Source organism: Duncaniella sp. (assembly GCF_029054785.1).
GTDB lineage: Bacteria > Bacteroidota > Bacteroidia > Bacteroidales > Muribaculaceae > Duncaniella.
In genome coordinates this window covers 34,021-52,773 of the sequence record NZ_JAIDEN010000086.1, presented here as the reverse complement: position 1 = coordinate 52,773, position 18,753 = coordinate 34,021, and the positions used below count along the sequence as shown (strand labels likewise).

At 53.5% G+C, this 18,753-nt stretch carries 18 protein-coding genes; 8 read left to right on the top strand and 10 right to left on the bottom strand.

The genetic code is table 11. The features are described from left to right. Nucleotides 1–107: 107 nt before the first annotated feature. On the bottom strand, nt 108–1,556 hold the full coding sequence (locus K2H17_RS05445; protein WP_300132309.1) for an ATP-binding protein: 1,449 nt from the start codon (nt 1,554–1,556) through the stop codon (nt 108–110). Nucleotides 1,557–1,748: 192 nt separating this feature from the next. Between K2H17_RS05445 and K2H17_RS05440 the strand changes: the two genes are divergently transcribed. The 4 genes from K2H17_RS05440 to K2H17_RS05425 all read left to right on the top strand — a co-directional run bounded on the left by K2H17_RS05440 (nt 1,749) and on the right by K2H17_RS05425 (nt 6,237). Then, nucleotides 1,749–2,513 (top strand): AAA family ATPase, encoded by a 765-nt coding sequence (locus K2H17_RS05440; protein WP_300132306.1) that lies wholly within the window; start codon nt 1,749–1,751, stop codon nt 2,511–2,513. Between the two features lie 37 nt (nt 2,514–2,550). Then, a complete protein-coding gene (locus tag K2H17_RS05435; protein ID WP_300132304.1) occupies nt 2,551–3,432 on the top strand; it encodes a ParB/RepB/Spo0J family partition protein in 882 nt (293 codons plus the stop codon). 185 nt (nt 3,433–3,617) lie between these two features. Then, nucleotides 3,618–4,406 carry a DUF5683 domain-containing protein gene (locus tag K2H17_RS05430; protein WP_300132302.1) on the top strand — a complete coding sequence of 263 codons (789 nt, stop codon included), beginning with the start codon at nt 3,618–3,620 and terminating at the stop codon, nt 4,404–4,406. 61 nt (nt 4,407–4,467) lie between these two features. Further along, nucleotides 4,468–6,237 (top strand): LysM peptidoglycan-binding domain-containing protein, encoded by a 1,770-nt coding sequence (locus K2H17_RS05425; protein ID WP_300132300.1) that lies wholly within the window; start codon nt 4,468–4,470, stop codon nt 6,235–6,237. Between the two features lie 159 nt (nt 6,238–6,396). Here the strand turns inward: K2H17_RS05425 and K2H17_RS05420 are convergent, their stop codons facing one another. The 9 genes from K2H17_RS05420 to K2H17_RS05380 form a co-directional block, all read right to left on the bottom strand. Beyond that, complete coding sequence (locus K2H17_RS05420) at nt 6,397–6,930, bottom strand: 2-oxoacid:acceptor oxidoreductase family protein (RefSeq protein WP_300132299.1); 534 nt, start codon at nt 6,928–6,930, stop codon at nt 6,397–6,399. Nucleotides 6,931–6,953: 23 nt separating this feature from the next. Further along, nucleotides 6,954–7,721 carry a thiamine pyrophosphate-dependent enzyme gene (locus K2H17_RS05415; protein ID WP_300132298.1) on the bottom strand — a complete coding sequence of 256 codons (768 nt, stop codon included), beginning with the start codon at nt 7,719–7,721 and terminating at the stop codon, nt 6,954–6,956. A gap of 93 nt (nt 7,722–7,814) precedes the next feature. After that, nucleotides 7,815–8,897 (bottom strand): 3-methyl-2-oxobutanoate dehydrogenase subunit VorB, encoded by a 1,083-nt coding sequence (locus tag K2H17_RS05410; protein WP_300132296.1) that lies wholly within the window; start codon nt 8,895–8,897, stop codon nt 7,815–7,817. Nucleotides 8,898–8,974: 77 nt separating this feature from the next. Continuing rightward, nucleotides 8,975–9,205 (bottom strand): 4Fe-4S binding protein, encoded by a 231-nt coding sequence (locus K2H17_RS05405; RefSeq protein ID WP_300132293.1) that lies wholly within the window; start codon nt 9,203–9,205, stop codon nt 8,975–8,977. Nucleotides 9,206–9,405: 200 nt separating this feature from the next. Next, nucleotides 9,406–10,101, bottom strand: a complete 696-nt coding sequence (locus K2H17_RS05400; protein WP_300132291.1) for a NigD-like C-terminal domain-containing protein — start codon at nt 10,099–10,101, stop codon at nt 9,406–9,408. A gap of 23 nt (nt 10,102–10,124) precedes the next feature. Next, nucleotides 10,125–10,775 (bottom strand): ABC transporter ATP-binding protein, encoded by a 651-nt coding sequence (locus K2H17_RS05395; protein ID WP_300132290.1) that lies wholly within the window; start codon nt 10,773–10,775, stop codon nt 10,125–10,127. Nucleotides 10,776–10,806: 31 nt separating this feature from the next. After that, nucleotides 10,807–11,787 carry a 6-phosphofructokinase gene (gene pfkA / locus K2H17_RS05390; protein ID WP_300132287.1) on the bottom strand — a complete coding sequence of 327 codons (981 nt, stop codon included), beginning with the start codon at nt 11,785–11,787 and terminating at the stop codon, nt 10,807–10,809. Between the two features lie 103 nt (nt 11,788–11,890). Beyond that, nucleotides 11,891–12,736 (bottom strand): peptidylprolyl isomerase, encoded by an 846-nt coding sequence (locus tag K2H17_RS05385; RefSeq protein WP_363319925.1) that lies wholly within the window; start codon nt 12,734–12,736, stop codon nt 11,891–11,893. 28 nt (nt 12,737–12,764) lie between these two features. Beyond that, nucleotides 12,765–13,142: a hypothetical protein gene (locus K2H17_RS05380; protein WP_300132285.1), complete on the bottom strand. Its 378-nt coding sequence runs from the start codon at nt 13,140–13,142 to the stop codon at nt 12,765–12,767. Between the two features lie 270 nt (nt 13,143–13,412). On the opposite strand from K2H17_RS05380, the gene K2H17_RS05375 reads away from it, so the two are divergent. The 4 genes from K2H17_RS05375 (at nt 13,413) to K2H17_RS05360 (ending at nt 18,687) form a co-directional block, all read left to right on the top strand. Beyond that, nucleotides 13,413–14,330, top strand: a complete 918-nt coding sequence (locus K2H17_RS05375; RefSeq protein ID WP_300132284.1) for a helix-turn-helix domain-containing protein — start codon at nt 13,413–13,415, stop codon at nt 14,328–14,330. Between the two features lie 133 nt (nt 14,331–14,463). After that, nucleotides 14,464–15,159, top strand: coding sequence for a phosphatase PAP2 family protein (locus K2H17_RS05370; protein WP_300132283.1), 696 nt, complete (start codon nt 14,464–14,466; stop codon nt 15,157–15,159). 80 nt (nt 15,160–15,239) lie between these two features. After that, nucleotides 15,240–16,853, top strand: coding sequence for a DUF4435 domain-containing protein (locus K2H17_RS05365; protein WP_300132282.1), 1,614 nt, complete (start codon nt 15,240–15,242; stop codon nt 16,851–16,853). A gap of 352 nt (nt 16,854–17,205) precedes the next feature. Further along, nucleotides 17,206–18,687: an AMP-binding protein gene (locus K2H17_RS05360; protein WP_300132281.1), complete on the top strand. Its 1,482-nt coding sequence runs from the start codon at nt 17,206–17,208 to the stop codon at nt 18,685–18,687. Nucleotides 18,688–18,753 lie beyond the last annotated feature (66 nt).

The window sequence follows — 18,753 nt, the reverse complement described above, 5'->3', positions numbered from 1 at the left end:
CCTTTCTCATTTACAACAATTTATCTAAAAGATACACCACTCAGATTTTAACTCTTGTTTTTAAACAACCTCTTAATCACAGATTATATATTATGAAATTTTGTTGTTCAGCTGTGGAGGGTGAGGATGAAGGAGGCGCCGGTGGTGACGTTGGGGTCGAGGGTGAGGTTTCCGTTGATCTTTTCGGCGCGGAGGGCGCAGATCGGGAGGCCGAGACGTGCGCCTTTGCTGATGTCGGTCGGGATGGCAAAGGGTTTGAAGATGTCTTCGCGTTCGTTTTCAGGGATGCCGGGGCTTGTGTCGGTCACGATGAACTGGTGGCTTTTGGCTCCGCGCTTACGGTAGGCGAGGGTGATCTTTCCTCCTTCCGGAGTGTGTTTGGCCGCGTTTTCGAGCAGGTGGGTGAGGATCTTGTCCACTTCAGGGGCGTCGATTCTCGCATAGCCTTTGCAGCCGTCGAGATTGAGGGAGACGCGAGGATTGAGCATAGGACGTATCCTGGCGGCGATGGCGTCGCAGTAGGTCTGGAGGTTCACTTCTTCGAGGGCTTCTTCCTCAGGAGGCGCTGAACTGCCAACGTCGGAGAGCTCGCCGACACGTTGGACGTAGCCGCGCAGATTGCGCACCGCCGGATCGCTCTGGTCAAGCTGTTCGAGGGTAGGCTCCATTTTTGACGACATGTTGTGGAGAATAGCGCTCTTGGCAGCGCTTTCGGCGTTGGCGGTCTCGACTGATTTCTTCATGCGGCGGTTTTTGGCCATCACACGCCAGTAGAACATAGCGCCTACGCCAAGAGCTGCGAGTGCGATGACGAAGAGTGTCACAAATGTGACGATCCAGCCGGTGCGGGTCTTTATGGTGTGGTCCTTGTCGGCGATTGTCTCCTGACTTTCGGCATATTCCTGTTTGACCTTTCCGAGTTCGGTGTCAGCGGTGATGGCCTCGATCGAGTCGGACCACCGCATGTAGTTTTCATAAGTGTGCTCGACCAGACGGGCGTCGTTGGCGTTGACCGCGCGCTCGATCAGTTCCTGATAGGCCTTGTCGGCGGCTTTGTAGTCATTGGCCTGGTCATATTGCTTGATCAGGCGGGCTATGCAGAGATCGCCTTTGGCAGTCTGGTTGGTCGCGTAGTAATATTGAGCCTCGTTGAAGAGCATGTCGGTGACAAGCTCCTTTGATCCGGCTTTCTTTGCGTAGGCCGACATTTTGGTGAGCGAGCGTCCGGCTTCGGAATTGTTGGAGAGGTTGCGGTAGATCATGAAACGGGCGCGTTCGGTGGTATAGAACACAGCCGGAAGGGAGTCGGCCGAGATATGGCGTTCGGCAAGAATCCGGTCGTTGTTGGAGAGAAGGCGGAAAGCGCCGTCATAGTTTTTAGCGTCGGCGCATATTGCGGCTGCGGCCGCAGCCGAACGCGCGGCGGGAAGATATTGCCGGGAGGCCAACTGCGTGTTGTAGGCCTTCAGATGGCGGTTGAGCTCGGTTTGGCTGTCGGCCCACATCCCGAAGGCCGCGGCGGTCAGTGCGATGACCAGTGTTAACAGTCGCTTCATAAGATATAAATAGTTTGCGTGATGGAGTTTATATGATAAACGAATTAGGCCTGACTAAGGTTTAGCGGCGCTTAGGGGGAGTTTATTAACAATCAGGGGCAGTTTTCAACATTTTAACACGATTTGATAGTAGAAAAGTCTAACGGACAGAGGAATTTTTGTTACTTTGCATCAGAAACCAATAGAAACCTTATGGGTAAAATAATTGCAATCGCCAATCAGAAGGGCGGCGTCGGAAAAACCACCACAACCATCAACCTTGCCGCATCTCTGGCGGCAGAAGGAAAAAAGACGCTTATCATAGACGCCGATCCGCAGGCCAACGCTACGTCGGGCTACGGTATCGATCCAAAGACCATGGCATCGTCGATCTACGAATGTCTGGTCGACGACTACCCTATGGAGGGTTCTCAGGTCCAGACCTGCTGCGAGGGACTTGATCTTATCGGGTCGCGCATCGACCTTGCCGGTGCTGAAATCGAACTTATCAACAAGCCCGCGCGAGAGAATGTCCTCAAAAGGGCCGTGGCGCCTGTGAAGGACAAGTATGACTATATACTGATCGACTGCTCTCCCTCGCTGGGACTCATAACAGTCAACGCCCTGACGGCGGCTGACTCCGTCATCATACCCGTGCAGGCCGAATATTTTGCCCTGGAAGGGATCACGAAACTTCTCAACACGATCCGCATCATCAAATCGAAGCTCAACCCATACATTGAGATCGAAGGTTTCCTGCTGACCATGTATGACGCACGTCTGCGCCTGGCCAACCAGATCTATGAGGAGCTGAAAGGCCACTTCGGACCGATGGTGTTCGACACGGTCATTCCGCGCAACATCCGTCTGAGCGAGGCGCCGAGCCACGGCCTGCCCGCCCTGCTCTACGACTCGATTTCGCGCGGCGCCACCTCGCACATCGCTCTTGCCCGCGAGCTCATCGCCAAAAACAGCTGACAGAAACACTCTCTAATCACATATCACTCCTAATTTCATGCAGCCAAAACGCCCGGCCCTCGGCCGCGGACTCGATTCGCTCATCGCAATGGATGACGCACCCGCCCGCGGAACGTCGGCAATAAATGACATAGAGATCTCCCGCATCTCTCCCAACCCTGACCAGCCACGCCGCCTCTTCGACGAGGAGGCTTTGGAGGAACTTTCGCGCTCGATCCGCGAGCTCGGCATCATTCAGCCCCTCTCGCTGAGGAAAACCGGACCGGACACCTATCAGATCATTGCCGGAGAGCGCCGCTACCGCGCGGCGATGATGGCCGGCCTGACAACTGTCCCAGCCTATATACGCACGGCCAATGACACGGAACTCACCGAGATGGCTCTCATCGAGAATATCCAGCGTGAGGACCTCAATGCAATCGAGATCGCCCTGACTTTCAAGAAGCTGATCGACCAGTACAACCTGACCCAGGAGCGTCTGAGCGAACGCATAGGCAAAAAGCGCACCACGATAGCCAACTTTCTGCGTCTGCTGCGTCTGCCGGCAGAGGTTCAGCTCGGCCTGCGCGACCGCCGCATAGACATGGGCCATGCACGCGCCCTTCTGAGCATCGATGATCCGAAGTTCCAGCTGCGTCTCTACAACGAGATTGTCAAGCAGGGTCTTTCGGTCAGACGTGTCGAGGAACTGGCCAAGAAATACCAGCAGGCTGCTCTCGAAGGGAAGAAGCCTGAAAGCGACAGCAGAAGATTTTCTAACAATGATTATGATATTTTAAAAGATCATCTCTCGCAGCGCTTCAGCACCCCTGTAAAGCTGACTTGCGACGCTTCCGGGAAAGGAAAAATCTCATTTTCTTTCCGTGATGAGGCTGAACTTGAAAGATTAATTGCTATCTTTGACACTGCAAAGCAGTAGCCGATCATAGCTACCGCCTGGAAATCTCCCTGTGGGTGTTGTTATCTATCAGGGAATCAGGATGATAATTTCAAATGCAATTCGAAGCGGAAAAAGAACCACGAACGGTCGGAACCATCTTGAGCGTTGTCGTCGGCATGATCTTGATCGTGCTGACGTGCCCGTTTAACATTTTTTCTAAAAGTTTGCCGGCTTCAGCAGAAATAGCGGTCGCGGATACGGTCGCGCCCTCTGTTGCGCCTTCCCGACGTCCGGTAAGGCCGGAGAGACGCCACACTTCGCCTATTTCAAATCTGCCGGACAGTTTCCCGATCGGTGATCCTCTGAAATCGCCGGCGCTGGTGGTGCTTGACAGTCTCTCGGCTCGTGGAGACTCTGTCAGCATTGTGCCGATCGACTCCGTGGCGGTCATCAACGCGCCTTTGATCGCGAAGACCGATTCTGTCGGCGGAGGGTTTGCGGAGAAGAAATTCACCTTCGTGCCTGACCCGACAAAGGCCGTCTGGATGTCGGCCCTTTTCCCCGGTCTGGGGCAGCTCTACAACCGCCGTTACTGGAAGCTCCCGATCGTTGTCGGCGGATTCATGGGGCTGGGCTATGCCATGAACTGGAACAATACAATGTTGCGTGACTACACCCGCGCCTATTCCGACATCATGGACAACGACCCGTCGACAAATAGCTATATGGATTTCTTCGCGCCGACCGTGAATGAGGCCGATCTTAATAAAGAATGGCTGACAAATCTTTTGCGTCAGCGCAAGAACATGTATCGCCGTCAGCGTGACCTTTGTGTCATCTGCATGGTCGGTGTCTATCTTGTTGCGATGATCGACGCCTATGTCGATGCGCAGCTCGCTCATTTTGACATAAGTCCTGATCTCAGTGTGGACATAGCTCCGGCGCTGCTGCCTACGGAGACCCGCAAGAACGGTCTGCCGGGACTCGGAGTCTGCTGGGCTGTCAATTTCTGACGTGCAGTCAGCCGAATGATAAAAATTCCACCTCTCCTATTGATATATCTGTAAAGAAATAATGAATAAGTCAATCCTTGTCACAGTATTTGCCATCGGACTCAACGCAGTGAGCGCTTTTGGCGCCAAGTCCATACTTGAGATAAAGAATTCGATTACCGATGACAACATCATAGCTCCTGAAAGCTTCGAGACCCAGACCCGGCTGCTTGAGGAGAATTTCTATCTGAAAAATTATGTGGTTCCCGGCATCGACCTCGGCGCCTCGCAGACAGCGACAGCCGCCGAGTATGAGGAACGGCTGAAGAAACTGCCGACCGAGATCGAGCTGCCCTACAACTCGATTGTCGGCAATTACATCAACATGTATCTCACCAAGCGCCGCTCGCTTGTGGCCGATATGCTCGCGCTCCACAGCTACTATGGACCGATCTTCGTCGAGGAGCTTCTCAAGGAAGGAATGCCGACGGAGTTGCAGTATCTTCCGGTGATCGAGTCGGCGATCAATCCCAACGCCGTTTCCCGCGCCGGTGCCGCAGGCCTCTGGCAGTTCATGCCCGCCACCGCCAAAGGGCTTGGAATGGAGGTCAACTCTCTGATTGACGAGCGCCGCGACGCCCGCCTCTCCTCGCGCAATGCCGCCCGCTATCTCAAGCAGCTCTATGAGATCTACAATGACTGGTCACTGGCCATCGCTGCCTACAACTGCGGTCCGGGCAATGTCAACAAGGCTCTGCGCCGTGCCGGAGGCGAAGGCAAGAAAGACTATTGGGAAATCTACAACTTCCTTCCTGCCGAAACCCGCGGCTATGTCCCGGCCTTCATCGCCGCGAACTATGTCATGAACTATTATAACAGGCATGGCATCTCTCCGACCGTCATCAAGCGCCATCTGACCACCGACACCGTCCAGGTCAACAAATATATCCACTTCAACCAGATCGCAGCCGTGCTCAACATCCCTGTCGATGAAATCCGTATGCTCAACCCGCAGTATCGAAAGGATATCATCCCCGGTGACTATCGGCCTTATCTGCTCACACTCCCGACCCAGCAGTGTCTGAGCTATGTGATGAGCGAGAGACGCATTGTCGAATACGATGCCGACCGATATGCGCGCCGCAGCTACGTCGAACCGGGCGAAAACTCCGAGCCGGAAGTGATCCAGGGTGATAACGGTGTCTCGAATCTTGCCCAGGCGAGCCGTCAGACGGCCAATGCCGAGACAAACAATGAGATTGCCCAGACTCAGCTGACGGAGAAGACCGTTGTGAAGACCCATGTGGTCACCCGTGGCGAGAGCATCCGCGATATAGCCCGCCAGTATGGCGTATCGGCCACGGACATCAAGCGCTGGAACCAGCTGCGCCGAGGCAAGGTCAAGGAGGGCGACAAGCTGAAGATCGAGGTCTTCGAGCGTGTGGCTCCTGAGAGCGTCAAAGTGGTCGCTGCTCCTGAAGTGGCTCAGGTGAGCGCCGAGACTCTCCGCGAGTCGGCTGCTTCTTCCTCTACTGCCGCTGCCGCTACCGCCCGGTCATCCGCTTCGGCAACTGCAAATCCGGCTCCTGTCAAAACATCGGCTGCATCAAAGGCTGCTGCCAAGCCTGCACCTGCAAAAGCTGCCGCTCCCAAGGCTACAACCTACAAGGTCCGCAGCGGTGACACTCTGGACAAGATCGCCCGCAAGCACGGAACTACGGTTGCTGCCATCCAGTCGGCCAACGGTCTGGGCAAGAGCACAAACATCCGAGCCGGCCAGACTCTGAAAATACCCGCCAAGGCAGCTGCAAAAAAATCAACCCGTAAGAAAGCCACTCGCAGAAGACGCTGAGCGCTTTCTGAAGCAAAAGTAGCATAAAACATCAGATCCCCGCGAGTTCCGAAGCTCGCGGGGATCTGATGTTTTATGAGTTATTGTTATCTCTTGTCTGTAAAAGACGGGAATTGGCCGGCTTTACTGTTATTGATCTGAAGGTGACAGAGGGCAGTTTCAGATGAGTGCCATTCCTTTGAGAATAGCGTCCTTGTTGATCGGCAGAAGATGATGATGGCGTTCCGGAAGGGTCTTTTTAAGTCCTTTCATGACGGCCTCGACCGGGAGCAGACCGCGGATTTTGAGCAGAGAGCCGAGCAGGACCATGTTGTAGGCCTTGCTTGACGAAAGCTCGAAAGTGGCTTCCATCGCTTCGACCGGATAGATGTTTATGTCCTTGCGTGTCGGGGCGTGGTGGATGCTGTAAGGATCATAGATCAGAGTGCCTCCGGGCTTGACCTTGGACTCGAATTTGTCGAGGCTCTGCTGGTTGAGGATAACAGCGGTGTCGTAGGAGTTGAGCACCGGGCTGCTGATCGGCTGATCGGAAAGAATCACCGTGACATTAGCGGTGCCTCCGCGCTGTTCCGGACCGTAGGCCGGCATCCAGGTCACTTCAAGATTGTCCATGAGGCCGGCATAGGCGAGGATCTTGCCCATCGAGAGCACTCCCTGACCGCCGAAGCCTGCTATAATGATTTCTTCTTTCATCGTTCTTGTTTTTTAACAACATCTTAGAATTTCACGTCCTTGAGGTCACCGACGGGATATTTGGCAAACATGTGTTCCTCCATCCACTGGTTTGACTTGGCGGGACTCATTTTCCAGCCGGAGTTGCAGGTAGAGACGATTTCAACCACAGAGGTTCCGAATCCCGACATCGAGTTCTCAAATGCTTTGCGGATGGCTTTCTTCGCCTTGCGCACGGCTGCGGCAGTGTGGACGCTCTGGCGGGTGACATAGCATGTGCCGTCGAGCATGGCGAGGATCTCGGTTATTTTCAGCGGATAGCCGTTGAGATCGACTCGGCGCCCATAGGGGGTTGTCGAAGTCACCTGACCTTCAAGGGTTGTCGGTGCCATCTGTCCGCCGGTCATGCCGTAGATGCCGTTGTTGATGAAGATGATTGCTATGTTTTCGCCTCGGTTGGCGGCATGGATTGTTTCTGCGGTGCCGATTGCTGCAAGGTCACCGTCGCCCTGATAGGTGAAGACCAGTTTTGACGGATTGAGGCGCTTTGCGGCAGTGGCGATTGCAGGCGCACGTCCGTGAGCGGCTTCGATCCAGTCGATATCTATATAGTTGTAGGCCATGACGGCGCAGCCCACAGGGGCGATGCCGATGGCTGTTTCTTCAGCGCCCATTTCTTCAATCACTTCCGCGATGAGTTTGTGGACCACTCCGTGGGAGCAGCCGGGGCAGTAGTGCATGGTGTTGTCGTTGAGAAGCCTGGGCTTGGTCTCGACTATGTTGGCGCTTTGTCTGATTTCTTCTGGAGTCATGACAGTCTCTGAGAGGTTGTTTGATAACAGGAGTGATGCCGTAACGGTTGGTTTCCGGAACTTCTGTTATCGTTTTTATTCATTAAGTAACTCTTACTTTTCAATGATGTTCTTAAGTGCTTCAAGAACTTCGGAGGGGTCCATGACTATACCGCCCATGCGTCCGAAGTGATGGACAGGCACACGGTCCTCAAGGCTGAGTCTGACATCCTCGATCATCTGACCTGCGTTAAGCTCGACAACGAGGATTGATTTGACTTTCTTGCTCAGTCGTTTGACCTCGTCATAAGGGAAAGGCCAGAGGGTGATCGGACGGAGTACTCCGACTTTCAGTCCTTCGGCGCGGGCATCTTCCATTGCTTTCTGGCAGATGCGGGCCACAGATCCGAATGCGACGATGAGGTAGTCGCAGTCTTCGGTGCCGTGTTCCTCAAAGCGCACCTCGTTTTCCGAAATGCGGCGATAGGTTTCCTGAAGGCGCAGGTTGTTTTTCTCCATTGCCACCGGATCAAGTTCGAGGGTTGTCATGACGTTGGGCTTGCGCTTTCCGGTGCGTCCGGTCACGGCCCAGGGACACTGGCGCGCTATTTCTTCGTCGGTGCGTCGGGGGCGCTGCGGGGGCAACACGACTTTTTCCATCATCTGCCCGACAACGCCGTCGGCAAGCATCATCACCGGGTTGCGGTATTTGAATGCCAGATCGAAGCCGAGGGCGACAAAATCGGCCATCTCCTGAACCGAGGCAGGGGCGAGCACGATCAGATGGTAGTCACCGTGGCCTCCGCCTTTTGTGGCCTGGAAGTAGTCGGCCTGCGAGGGCTGGATTGTACCGAGGCCCGGACCTCCGCGCATGCAGTTTATGATCAGAGCCGGAAGTTCGCCTGCGGCTATGTAGGAAATGCCTTCCTGCTTGAGGCTGACACCCGGACTTGAGGATGAGGTCATGCAGGCCTTGCCGGTTGCGGCGCCGCCATAGACCATGTTGATCGCGGCGACTTCGCTTTCGGCCTGAAACACCACCATTCCGGTGGTCTCCCAGGGCATAAGCTCTTCAAGTGTTTCGAGGATTTCGCTCTGAGGTGTGATCGGGTAGCCGAAATAGCCGTCGACTCCGTAGCGGATGGCGGCGTGGGCCACGGCCTCATTGCCTTTCATTAGTCTGACTTCATCTTCCATATTGAGGTGCACTTTTGTTGGCAGTGCCTGATTTTTTTGTTGCGTTTCTGTTTCGGGGGTGATGAGGGTGATGGATGTTATTTCTCTACCACACGATAGACGGTGATACATCCGTCGGGACATACGGTTGCACAGGCTGCGCAGCCGATACATTTTTCCGGAGCAATATCAGTTGCGAAGTGATAGCCTTTGTCGTTGACTTCGTTCTGTTGCAGCGAAAGCACATTGCAGGGACAGGCTACAACGCAGAGGTCACATCCTTTGCAACGTTCGCGGTTGATTTCGACAGCTCCTATAACTTTTGCCATGATGTTTTAGCGGTTAGTTTGGCGGTGAGGTGCGGATAGAATATTTCCTCATCGTAGACATACTTATTCAACACAAATTTACATATAATTCTTTTTATATGTCATATTTTAATTAAACTTTAACCTATTGCACATCTGATAAGGTGTTGCGCAAGGCAATTAAATCCACTGATAATAGGGGTTTATGGGACAGAGCCTGATTAATTATTCTTAACAAATGCAAATTCCTGCTGTTCGAGGTTCGTATTGGCCACATGGAGTGTGATTCCTTTGACTTCGGGCGATTCCCAAAGCCTGGAAATGTCAAACGATGCGAAGTAGGCGCGGTCGTGATAGTCTGTGGGGGCGGCCATTACGTGGATGAGATAGACATCCGGATATGCCGATGTGAGAGTGGCCGGATCGACTGCGAGCTGAAACAGACGCGGTTCCGGATTGTAGGTCAGGCGCACATGGAAATTCAGATATGAACCGGAGCGCCAGACGCTGTACAGATAGATCTTGTCTCTGTTCCAGTTGTTGAATTCGTCTTTCCATTCGGTCGCTACCGGACTTTGGTTTATGCGCGACGCGCTCAGGAGTGTTATCTCTCCGGATGTGTAGGCTTTGCCGCTTTCAGGGATATAGCGGATCACCATCCGTGTCCCTGATTCGATTTCTGAAGGCAAGAGGGTTGACGAGAAGAGTGAGACCATCGGGCTGTCATCGACCTGGCGGAACGAAAAGCAGCAGCGGTCGCCGCCGTCAGTGGTGCCGTCATAGGTGACAATATCCCACAGCTGCATTTCGACAGGTCCGTTGACGCCTTCTTCGTCCGCGCACGAAGGGCATAAGGCGAGCAGGATGAGGGCGGAGGCCAGATTGCAGATTGTGGTTGTGAGTTTTCTTCTTGTCACGGTAGCTGAGAGGTGAGGGGGATTCAGATGATGTTGCCGTCGTTCATTCTGATGACACGGTCTGAGTTGAGGGCCAGAGTGTCGTCATGGGTGACGATGATGAATGTTTTGCCGGTTGCCTGGCGGAGATCGAAAAAGAGGCGGTAGAGTTCGGCGCGGTTGTGGCTGTCGAGACTGCCTGTCGGTTCGTCGGCGAGGATGACTTTCGGGTCATTGATGAGGGCACGGGCCACGGCTGCACGCTGGCGTTCGCCGCCTGAGAGCTGTGCCGGGCGGTGGTCGAGGCGTGATCCGAGTCCGAATTCCTCCAGGAGCTTACGGGCATGGCCGATGGCTTCCTTACGCTGGGTGCCGGCGATGAGTGCCGGGAGTGCTACGTTTTCTTCAAGCGTGAACTCAGGCAGCAGCTGATGGAACTGGAATACGAAACCCATGTTGCGGTTGCGGAAGCGGGCGAGCCTGGAGTCTTTGAGGGCTGTGATGTCCTCGCCGTCAAAGATGACAGAGCCGCTGTCGGGACGTTCGAGGGTGCCGATGATCTGCAACAGAGTGGTTTTTCCCGCTCCGCTCGGTCCTACAATGGTAAGCATCTCGCCGTCTTCAATGGACAGCGAGACGCCTTTAAGCACTTGCAGTTTGTCGAAACTTTTGGTTATGTCGTTTACCTGGATCATCTTGGAGGGGGGAGGCGGTATATTCCGCGGATCAGATCGAGAGTCTGCGGAGTGTGTCAAGCAGCTCGCGTTTGATCGGCTTGTCGTTTTTGATAGCCTTCGAGAAAGGCACGTAGACAATCTCGTCGTTGCGGATACCGATCATCACATTGCGCTGCTCTTCAAGAAGGGCGTCGATCGCGGCGGCTCCCATGCGTGATGCGAGGATTCGGTCGTAGGCTGTCGGCGAGCCACCTCGCTGGAGGTGACCGAGGATCGATACGCGCACGTCATAGCCGGGGTATTCGTTTTTCACACGTTCGGCCAGACCCATTGCGCCGCCGGTCACAGGACTTTCGGCCACGAGCACGATCGAGGAGTTTTTGCTCTTGCGGAAGCCGTTCTGGATGAGTTCGGCAAGCTGGTCGACCTCAGTGGATATCTCAGGGATGATGGCAGCTTCGGCGCCTGAGGCGATCGCGCCGTTGAGCGCAAGGAAACCTGCGTCACGTCCCATGACTTCGATGAAGAAGAGACGTTCGTGGCTTGTGGCTGTGTCGCGGATCTTGTCGACACATTCCATGATGGTGTTGAGGGCTGTGTCGTAGCCGATAGTCGAGTCTGTTCCGTAGAGATCGTTGTCGATGGTGCCGGGCAGACCGATGATCGGGAAGTTGAATTCGTTGGCGAAGATGCGGGCACCCGTGAGAGAGCCGTCGCCGCCGATGACCACAAGCGCGTCGATTTCGTGGCGTTTGAGATTGTCGAAAGCAAGCTGTCGGCCTTCGGGAGTTGTGAATTCCTTGCAGCGGGCGGTTTTGAGAATTGTACCGCCTGCCTGAATTATATTGGAAACGTTCTGGGTGTGGAATTCCTGGATCTCATCGGTGATGAGACCGCGGTAGCCACGATAGATACCTTTGACCTTGAGGCCTCCGAAGATGGCCGAGCGGGTTACGGCGCGGATTGCGGCGTTCATGCCGGGGGCGTCTCCTCCGGAAGTGAGGATGCCTACACATTTGATTTCTGCCATAACAGTTGAATCCGTTAAATTAAATTACCTTAGAAACAAGTATTGTCTTTGCAAAGTTAGGGTTTAAATGCGAGAATACTTCTGTTTGAAAGGTAAAAAAATGTCAAGGAAGTATCTTGGCGGAAATTACGCGGACGTCCTCGATCGGGCGGTCATAGCCGTCGGTGTCGACCTTCTGGATGCGGTCTACGACATCCATGCCTGAGAGTACACGTCCGAATACGGTATAGGCGCCGTCGAGGTGGGGTGTGCCGCCTTCGCGCACATAAAGGTCGCGCTGTTCAGGCGTGAAGAATGTCGAGTCGTTGGCGGTGAGTTTTTCGGTCTCGGCGGCCAGTTGCTCGCGCAGTGCCTCAAGGCCTGCGTGGTCGCGGTTGCGGCGCATGTTCATGATGCTGTCGCGGTGCTGCACGGACAGGCTGTCGAAAACGTCCTGTTTGTGGCGCATCACGGCTTTGTGTTCCATCTGGTCGAGCTGTGCGGGTGAGAATTTCTTGCCGGTGACGATGTAGAACTGCGATCCGGACGATTTGCGTTCAGGATTGGTCGCGTCTCCTTCACGGGCGGCAGCCAGTGCGCCGCGGTGGTGGAAATGCTTGGGGAAGAGGATCTCGGCATCAATCCGGTAGGACGGATCGCCTTCTCCGAGGCGCTTGCCTTTCGGAGCGTTCTTGGATGTCGGGTCACCGCCCTGGATCATGAAATTGTCGATGACACGGTGGAAGAGCAGCCCGTCATAGAAGCCGTCGTTGACGAGTTTTACAAAATTCGCTGTGTGGAGCGGGGTGTCACCGTAGAGCAGGAGGGTGATGTCGCCGAGCGATGTGTGGAGCATGACTTTGACGTCGCCCGGATTTGTCTGGAGATCGTTCATTTCTTCATTGAGATTGTGCGCCCGGAGTCCGAGACCCAAGGCAAGCGCTATGATTAGAGGAAGAATATATTTCATAAAGACTGGTGCGCTTTAGAGGCTGGTCTCAGATGCTTTCAGTCGGGGTAATGCGTTTGTAGATGCGTCGGAAATTATCATCGGCGGCGCTGAGTTCGGCAGCGCGAGACTGATAGTCCGCACCCCAGATTGTTGTAATCAGATCCGGCAGATAGCGGTGTTCGCGGTCTTTTTCAATTGCGATGGCTGTCAGACGCGATATCGTTGCAGCATAGTGTTCGCTGTCAATCGCGAAAAGATAGCGGGCGGCTGAGACAACGAATTGTCCGGTGTTGTCAACAAGAATCATGTTGTCAATCAGTTCGTCCATGATGTCATCGCAATGACCGATGTGGTTGGCGATATATTCATACGTCAGTAGTCCGTCCTGATCCTGTGACAGCTGTTTTTTTAAATCCTGATCCATGATGATTTGAGGTAAGGAAATCGTAAGATGTGAAAATTTGTGCAAAAGTACTAACATTAGCTTAATTATCCAAATCGTAGATTCTGATTGAGGCTGTGAGGTTTGGTTGTCGGTGTATTTTGATCGGGACTTTGTCTTGCGATTGGTCTAAATGTCCACTGTTTTACTCTAAAAGGACAAATATTGTGGTGTTTGATGGTGAATTTGGATGAAAAATGATAATTTTGCCGATGATTACAATGAGAAATCAGTATAAAAGTTACTTTGAATATGGGCAAGACTGTAAATCTGACTCAGCTCAAATCACTTGAAAAATTTGTCACGGAGTTTTCAAACCTCAGTGATGATTATATCTTTACGCGTCTGACTGAACAGACGCGTGCTTCAAACCTGTTTGCCGATACGGGTCCTGTCAGGTTTGACGGCATGTCATGGTTTCTCTGTTTTGGCGGCAGTCTTGATTTCGAGGTCAATCTGACACCGGCCTCGTTGATTCCAAATTCGGTGGGTGTCACGCGTCCAGGCTCTTTTATAGAGCTGAAGAATATCGACTGGAAAGGACTTGACTGCTACATGCTCTTTGTCTCAAGCGCTTTCATTCAGGACATCAATTTTGATCTCAACATCCTCGGCACTCTCGCGCCTATGGGAGAGTGGGGGCTGAAAGAGAATCCTGTGATTCCGATTTCGACCGATGAGGCCACACTGCTGAGAGATTATTTTGAAATTCTGCATCATAATACTCATAATTCGGACAGTGCTTACGGGAAGTCGATTGCCCGCTGCATCATCGCGGCTCTGACCTATCAGCTTATCCAGATTGTCAGCCGCCGGATTCCGGCCGAGTCAAAGGACCGTCCGAAGTCACGCCGCCTGACTTATGTCCATGATTTCATCCATCTGGTCCATGAGTATCACCGCAGCGAGCGCACGGTGGCTTTTTATGCCGACAAACTGTTTATCTCTCCGAAGTATCTTTCGCTGATCATCAAAGAAACAATCGGACGCTCTGCCGCAGAGATTATTGATGACTATGTGATTCTCGAAGCCAAGAATCTCTTGCGCTTTTCAGGCAAAAACATCCAGCAGGTGAGCTATGAGCTGAATTTCCCGAACCAGTCGTCATTCGGGAAGTATTTCAAACATCTGACCGGTCTGTCGCCTTCGGAGTACCAGCGTTCTAACTGAAGCCCGCTGTCGCCGCTCTTCTGAAATTCTTCTCTTTTTTCTCCTCAGACCTGCTTTCTCCTCACGCATTTACATACACACTATACATAGAAACATCGAGGGTGCATAAGAGCCATTATTGCCGCCTGTGTTTATGGGACAGGTTCTGCGCCGCTCGATGGTCAACATTGAAGAAGTGAACAAATTAGTATTGATTCTTCTGTCGGTCTGCTGTGCGGTTTCGTCCGTAATGGCCCAGGAAAGGGATTCACGGATGGTCAGCCGGGCCAATGACGGAGTAGTGGATTGTCTGCAATATCTGCCTATGGCTTTTCCGGAGATTATGAAAATCTGCGGCGGGCCGACGCGTTCCGACTGGGGGCGCCTCGTTGTTTCACAGAGTTTTTCGGTTGTGCTGACCGGCGGGTCTGTCTATGCGCTGAAACGGCTTGTCGGCTCGGAGAGGCCTGACCGGTCGGATGACCGCTCTTTTCCGTCTGGGCATTCCGCATGGGCTTTTGCCGGTGCTACGGTCGTGGCCAGGGAGCTGGGATGGCGTTCGCCGTGGTATTCGGTCGGGGCCTATGCCTTTGCGACCGGTATCGCGATAGAGCGCATTGCTGTGCGGCGCCATTCAGCGGTCGATGTGACTGCCGGGGCGCTGATCGGTGTCGCCATGACAGAGGCGGGATATTTTCTTGCCGACCGTGTCTTCGGGACGCGCGGACTTGGCGAGAGCTATCGGCTTTCCATACAGCCGACGGCTCTTGTTGCCTCCGGAGGACAGGAACCTTGGCATAAAGGGCGGAGTCTCTTGTCGCCGGGCCTTATTGTAAGTCTGGAATTTTGATTTTATAGAAACAATCCTTATTTTTGCCGGAGAGCGGGCAAGACCGTCTCTAAGATGCTACATTAAAGATCCCATTCGATATGAAACTCACTCTTCCTCCACGCCTTTCGGGGCAGCCGCTTGAGCTTGACACCGCAGAAAACCGTCAGTTGATCATTATCGGGGCCAACGGCTCAGGCAAGACCCGTTTTGCCAACCGGATGATGGCTGATCTCGGTACCAATGCATTCCGCATGTCGGCTCTGAAAGCTCTTTATGGCAAAGAAGAGGAGGACATGACTCCGGGGTCGATTGACGCTCTGTATAGGGAGGCTACTTCGGGGGGATCAAATTTCATCCGCAACGACATCAAGGGGGAGTTTGACCGTATGCTTGCGCTCATGCTGAATGAGGAGATGCTCAACCTGATCGCATTCAAGTATAATTCATATAGCGTACAGGTATCATCCCCATCTTCCGGGAGTCAGAAAGGAGGCCGGGAAGGGAAACTGCCGGTGACGCGTCTGGACCGTATGGTGCGTCTGTGGCAAAGGGTCTTTCCGGGCAATCGGGTCCTGATCGAAAGCGGAAAGATGATTTTCGGAAGCGAAAGCTCGGATGACACTTATTCATCAGCCAAACTGTCGGCTGGCGAAAGAGCGGTGCTCTATTATATAGGCGGTGCGATGTTCGCTCCCAAGGGCGCTACGATCTTTGTCGAAGCTCCGGATCTGCTGCTGCACCCATCGTCGATCCGCTCGCTCTGGGACCGGATCGAGGAGATGAGGCGCGACTGTTCGTTTGTCTACATTACCCATGATCTTTCGTTCGCATCGACGCGCGGCGACGGCGTGACGGTCTGGGTCAAGGGCTGCGATCCGTCGCAGGACAAGTGGGACTATGATTTTCTGACTTCGGCCGACGGTCTCAACGACGAAGTCTATCTGGCAATTCTCGGCGCGCGCAAGCCGGTGTTGTTCATAGAGGGCGACGGGGTCAATTCGATCGACGCCAAACTCTATCCGCTGATTTTCGAGGAGTACACCGTGAAGTCGCTTGGGGGCTGCGACCGTGTGATCGAGTCGACGCGCACTTTCAACAGTCTGCGGGCGTTCCATAATCTCGATGCTTTCGGAATCGTCGACCGCGACCGGCGCAACGAGGCTGAAGTCAATTATCTGCGTGGGAAGAAGATCTTTGTGCCTGAAGTCGCCGAGATAGAGAACATCTTTATGCTGGAAGAGGTTGTCAGGTCAGTAGCCCGCCATTTCAGACGCAATGAAGACGATGCTTTTGCGAAGGTCAAGAAGTCGATCATGCGCCTGTTTGAGACCGATCTGCGTCAGCAGGCTCTGATGCACACGCGCCATCAGGTCAAGAAGACTGTCGAACACCGTATCGATGGCCGTTTCGCCAATATCGGCAAGCTCGAAGAGCATATCAATGACCTGTGCCAGTCGATCAATCCACGTGGCATTTATGAAGGATACTGCCGGGACTTCAGGCGCTATGTGGCGCAGGGAGACTATGCGGCGGTACTGAAAGTCTACAACCGGAAGACCATGATTTCCGAAAGCCATGTGGCGCGGGCCTGTGGCCTCAGACGCGATGACAAGGACACATATATCCGCGCCATCCTCTCGATTCTGAAAGAAAACCGGGATCCGGCCTCGACCATCAGGAGGGCGATCCGGGCAGTGTTCGGCATTGAATGACGGCATAGATACATCCTTGCCGCATTGACTGATTTTTAGAGGGTGTTTCATAACAGGAGTTAAAATCTGAGCGAAAGTTTTGAGGTGGATATGACTCTGAATCGAAGGAGCATGGCGAGCTATGTGACTTTCTCATTTACAACAATTTATCTAAAAGATACACCACTCGGATTTTAACTCTTGTTATGAAACACCCTCTTAACAGCGACGGACTAAGAGGTTGTTTAACGATTGTTTTTAAACAACCTCTAAACTTATTGCGAGTTCGGGCCGTTATTCAGGTATCAAATCGCTATCAGACAATGTGGTTACAGTTTTAAACAACCTCTTAAAATAAAAAGGATGTAATATTATGGAACCGACGATTTACTCACGCTTCAAAGAGCTCGTCAACAATGACCCGGATCATCCTGCTGTCATCGACGAACGCTCCTGTGTCAACTATGCAGGTCTCGACCGTTTAGTGGACAGTCTCATTTCACGCTTTCCCTCTTTCATTCCGGCCCGTGTAGGTATTGTGATGGACCATAATGTGGAGATGATTGGTTCCATCCTTGCTGTCATCAAGTCAGGAGCGGCTTTCGTGGCTGTCGAACCTGATTTCCCGCCCGAACGACTGACGACTTTCCTCATGGAAAGTGGTGTGGATTTCGTGATCACCCAGGAAAAATATGCTGCGCTTGTCAAGGACTTTACCCGTCTGATCATCACGAGTGAGGTTTTTATAGATCCGGCCCTGCACCCGCTTCCCGACCGTTCGCGCTCTGACCGGCCGGCATATATAATGTACACTTCGACTCCTGACGGTTATCCGTTGGGCGTGGCTGTCGGCAACAGTCAGGTGCTGCATTTCGCTGAGTCATTCAGGCGGACATATAACATCAGCGGTGACGACATTCTCTTGCAGTTTTCGGCCTGCATCATGAATATCTTCATTCAGGAGGTTTTCGGCGCGCTGCTCAACGGCGCGGCTGTCGCCATCCCTTCAGCCGCCACGCGAAACAATCTCGATTCGCTGATCCGCTTTATTGACGAGCAGTATGTCACTGTCATCAGCGGTTTCCCTTACCTGATGATGGAACTTGACCGTCTGAGGTCATTGCCGATGACTGTCAGGCTGCTGATCAGTGGCGGAGATGTGCTTCATGCCGCGGTGGTCAGCCATCTGCTCGAACAGGTGCCTGTCTACAATACATACGGTCCGGCTGAGGCTACTGTCAGCGCGACCTGTTATTGCTGCACTCCCGACGGGGTGCTTCGCGACGGCACTTTCCCGATCGGCAAGCCTATGAACGGGACCGATGTCATGATTCTTGACAATGATCTGCGTGAAGTCTCTCCGGGCGCCGAGGGTGAGATCTGTCTTGTCGGTGACGGACTGGCGGATTACTATACGGGGGATCATCGCGGCGATCTTCAGCCGTTTGCAATAATAAACGATGGCCGGAGGGTGTTCCGCACAGGCGACATTGGCCGTCAGCTCCCTGACGGCGGTTTCGCTTATCTGCGCCGAAAGGACAGCGAGGTCAATATTCTCGGAAAGAAAGTTGTCACGGGTGAAGTGGAGCGCGCCATGAGGAAGAGCGATGAGGTCGAGGACTGTGTGGTTGTCCACTATGTCGACGAGCAGGGCGCGGCTTATCTGGTGGCCTATGTGGTCCCGAAAAGCCGGTCGTTCAGACTTTCCTGGGTCAAGAACCGCATGGCCCAGTATCTGCCGGCCTATATGATACCGGAGTTTTTCGTATTGCTCAAGACTCTTCCGACAGATGCCGCCGGCGCTGTCAATCCCCAGGCTCTTCCGGTGGTCCTCAAGGACGGCAAGGCCGGGTGATGACGAAGCGGTCGATGACAATCTGAAATCTTCGAATCTGAAATGGAACAGCGAAGCGCCTCCGGA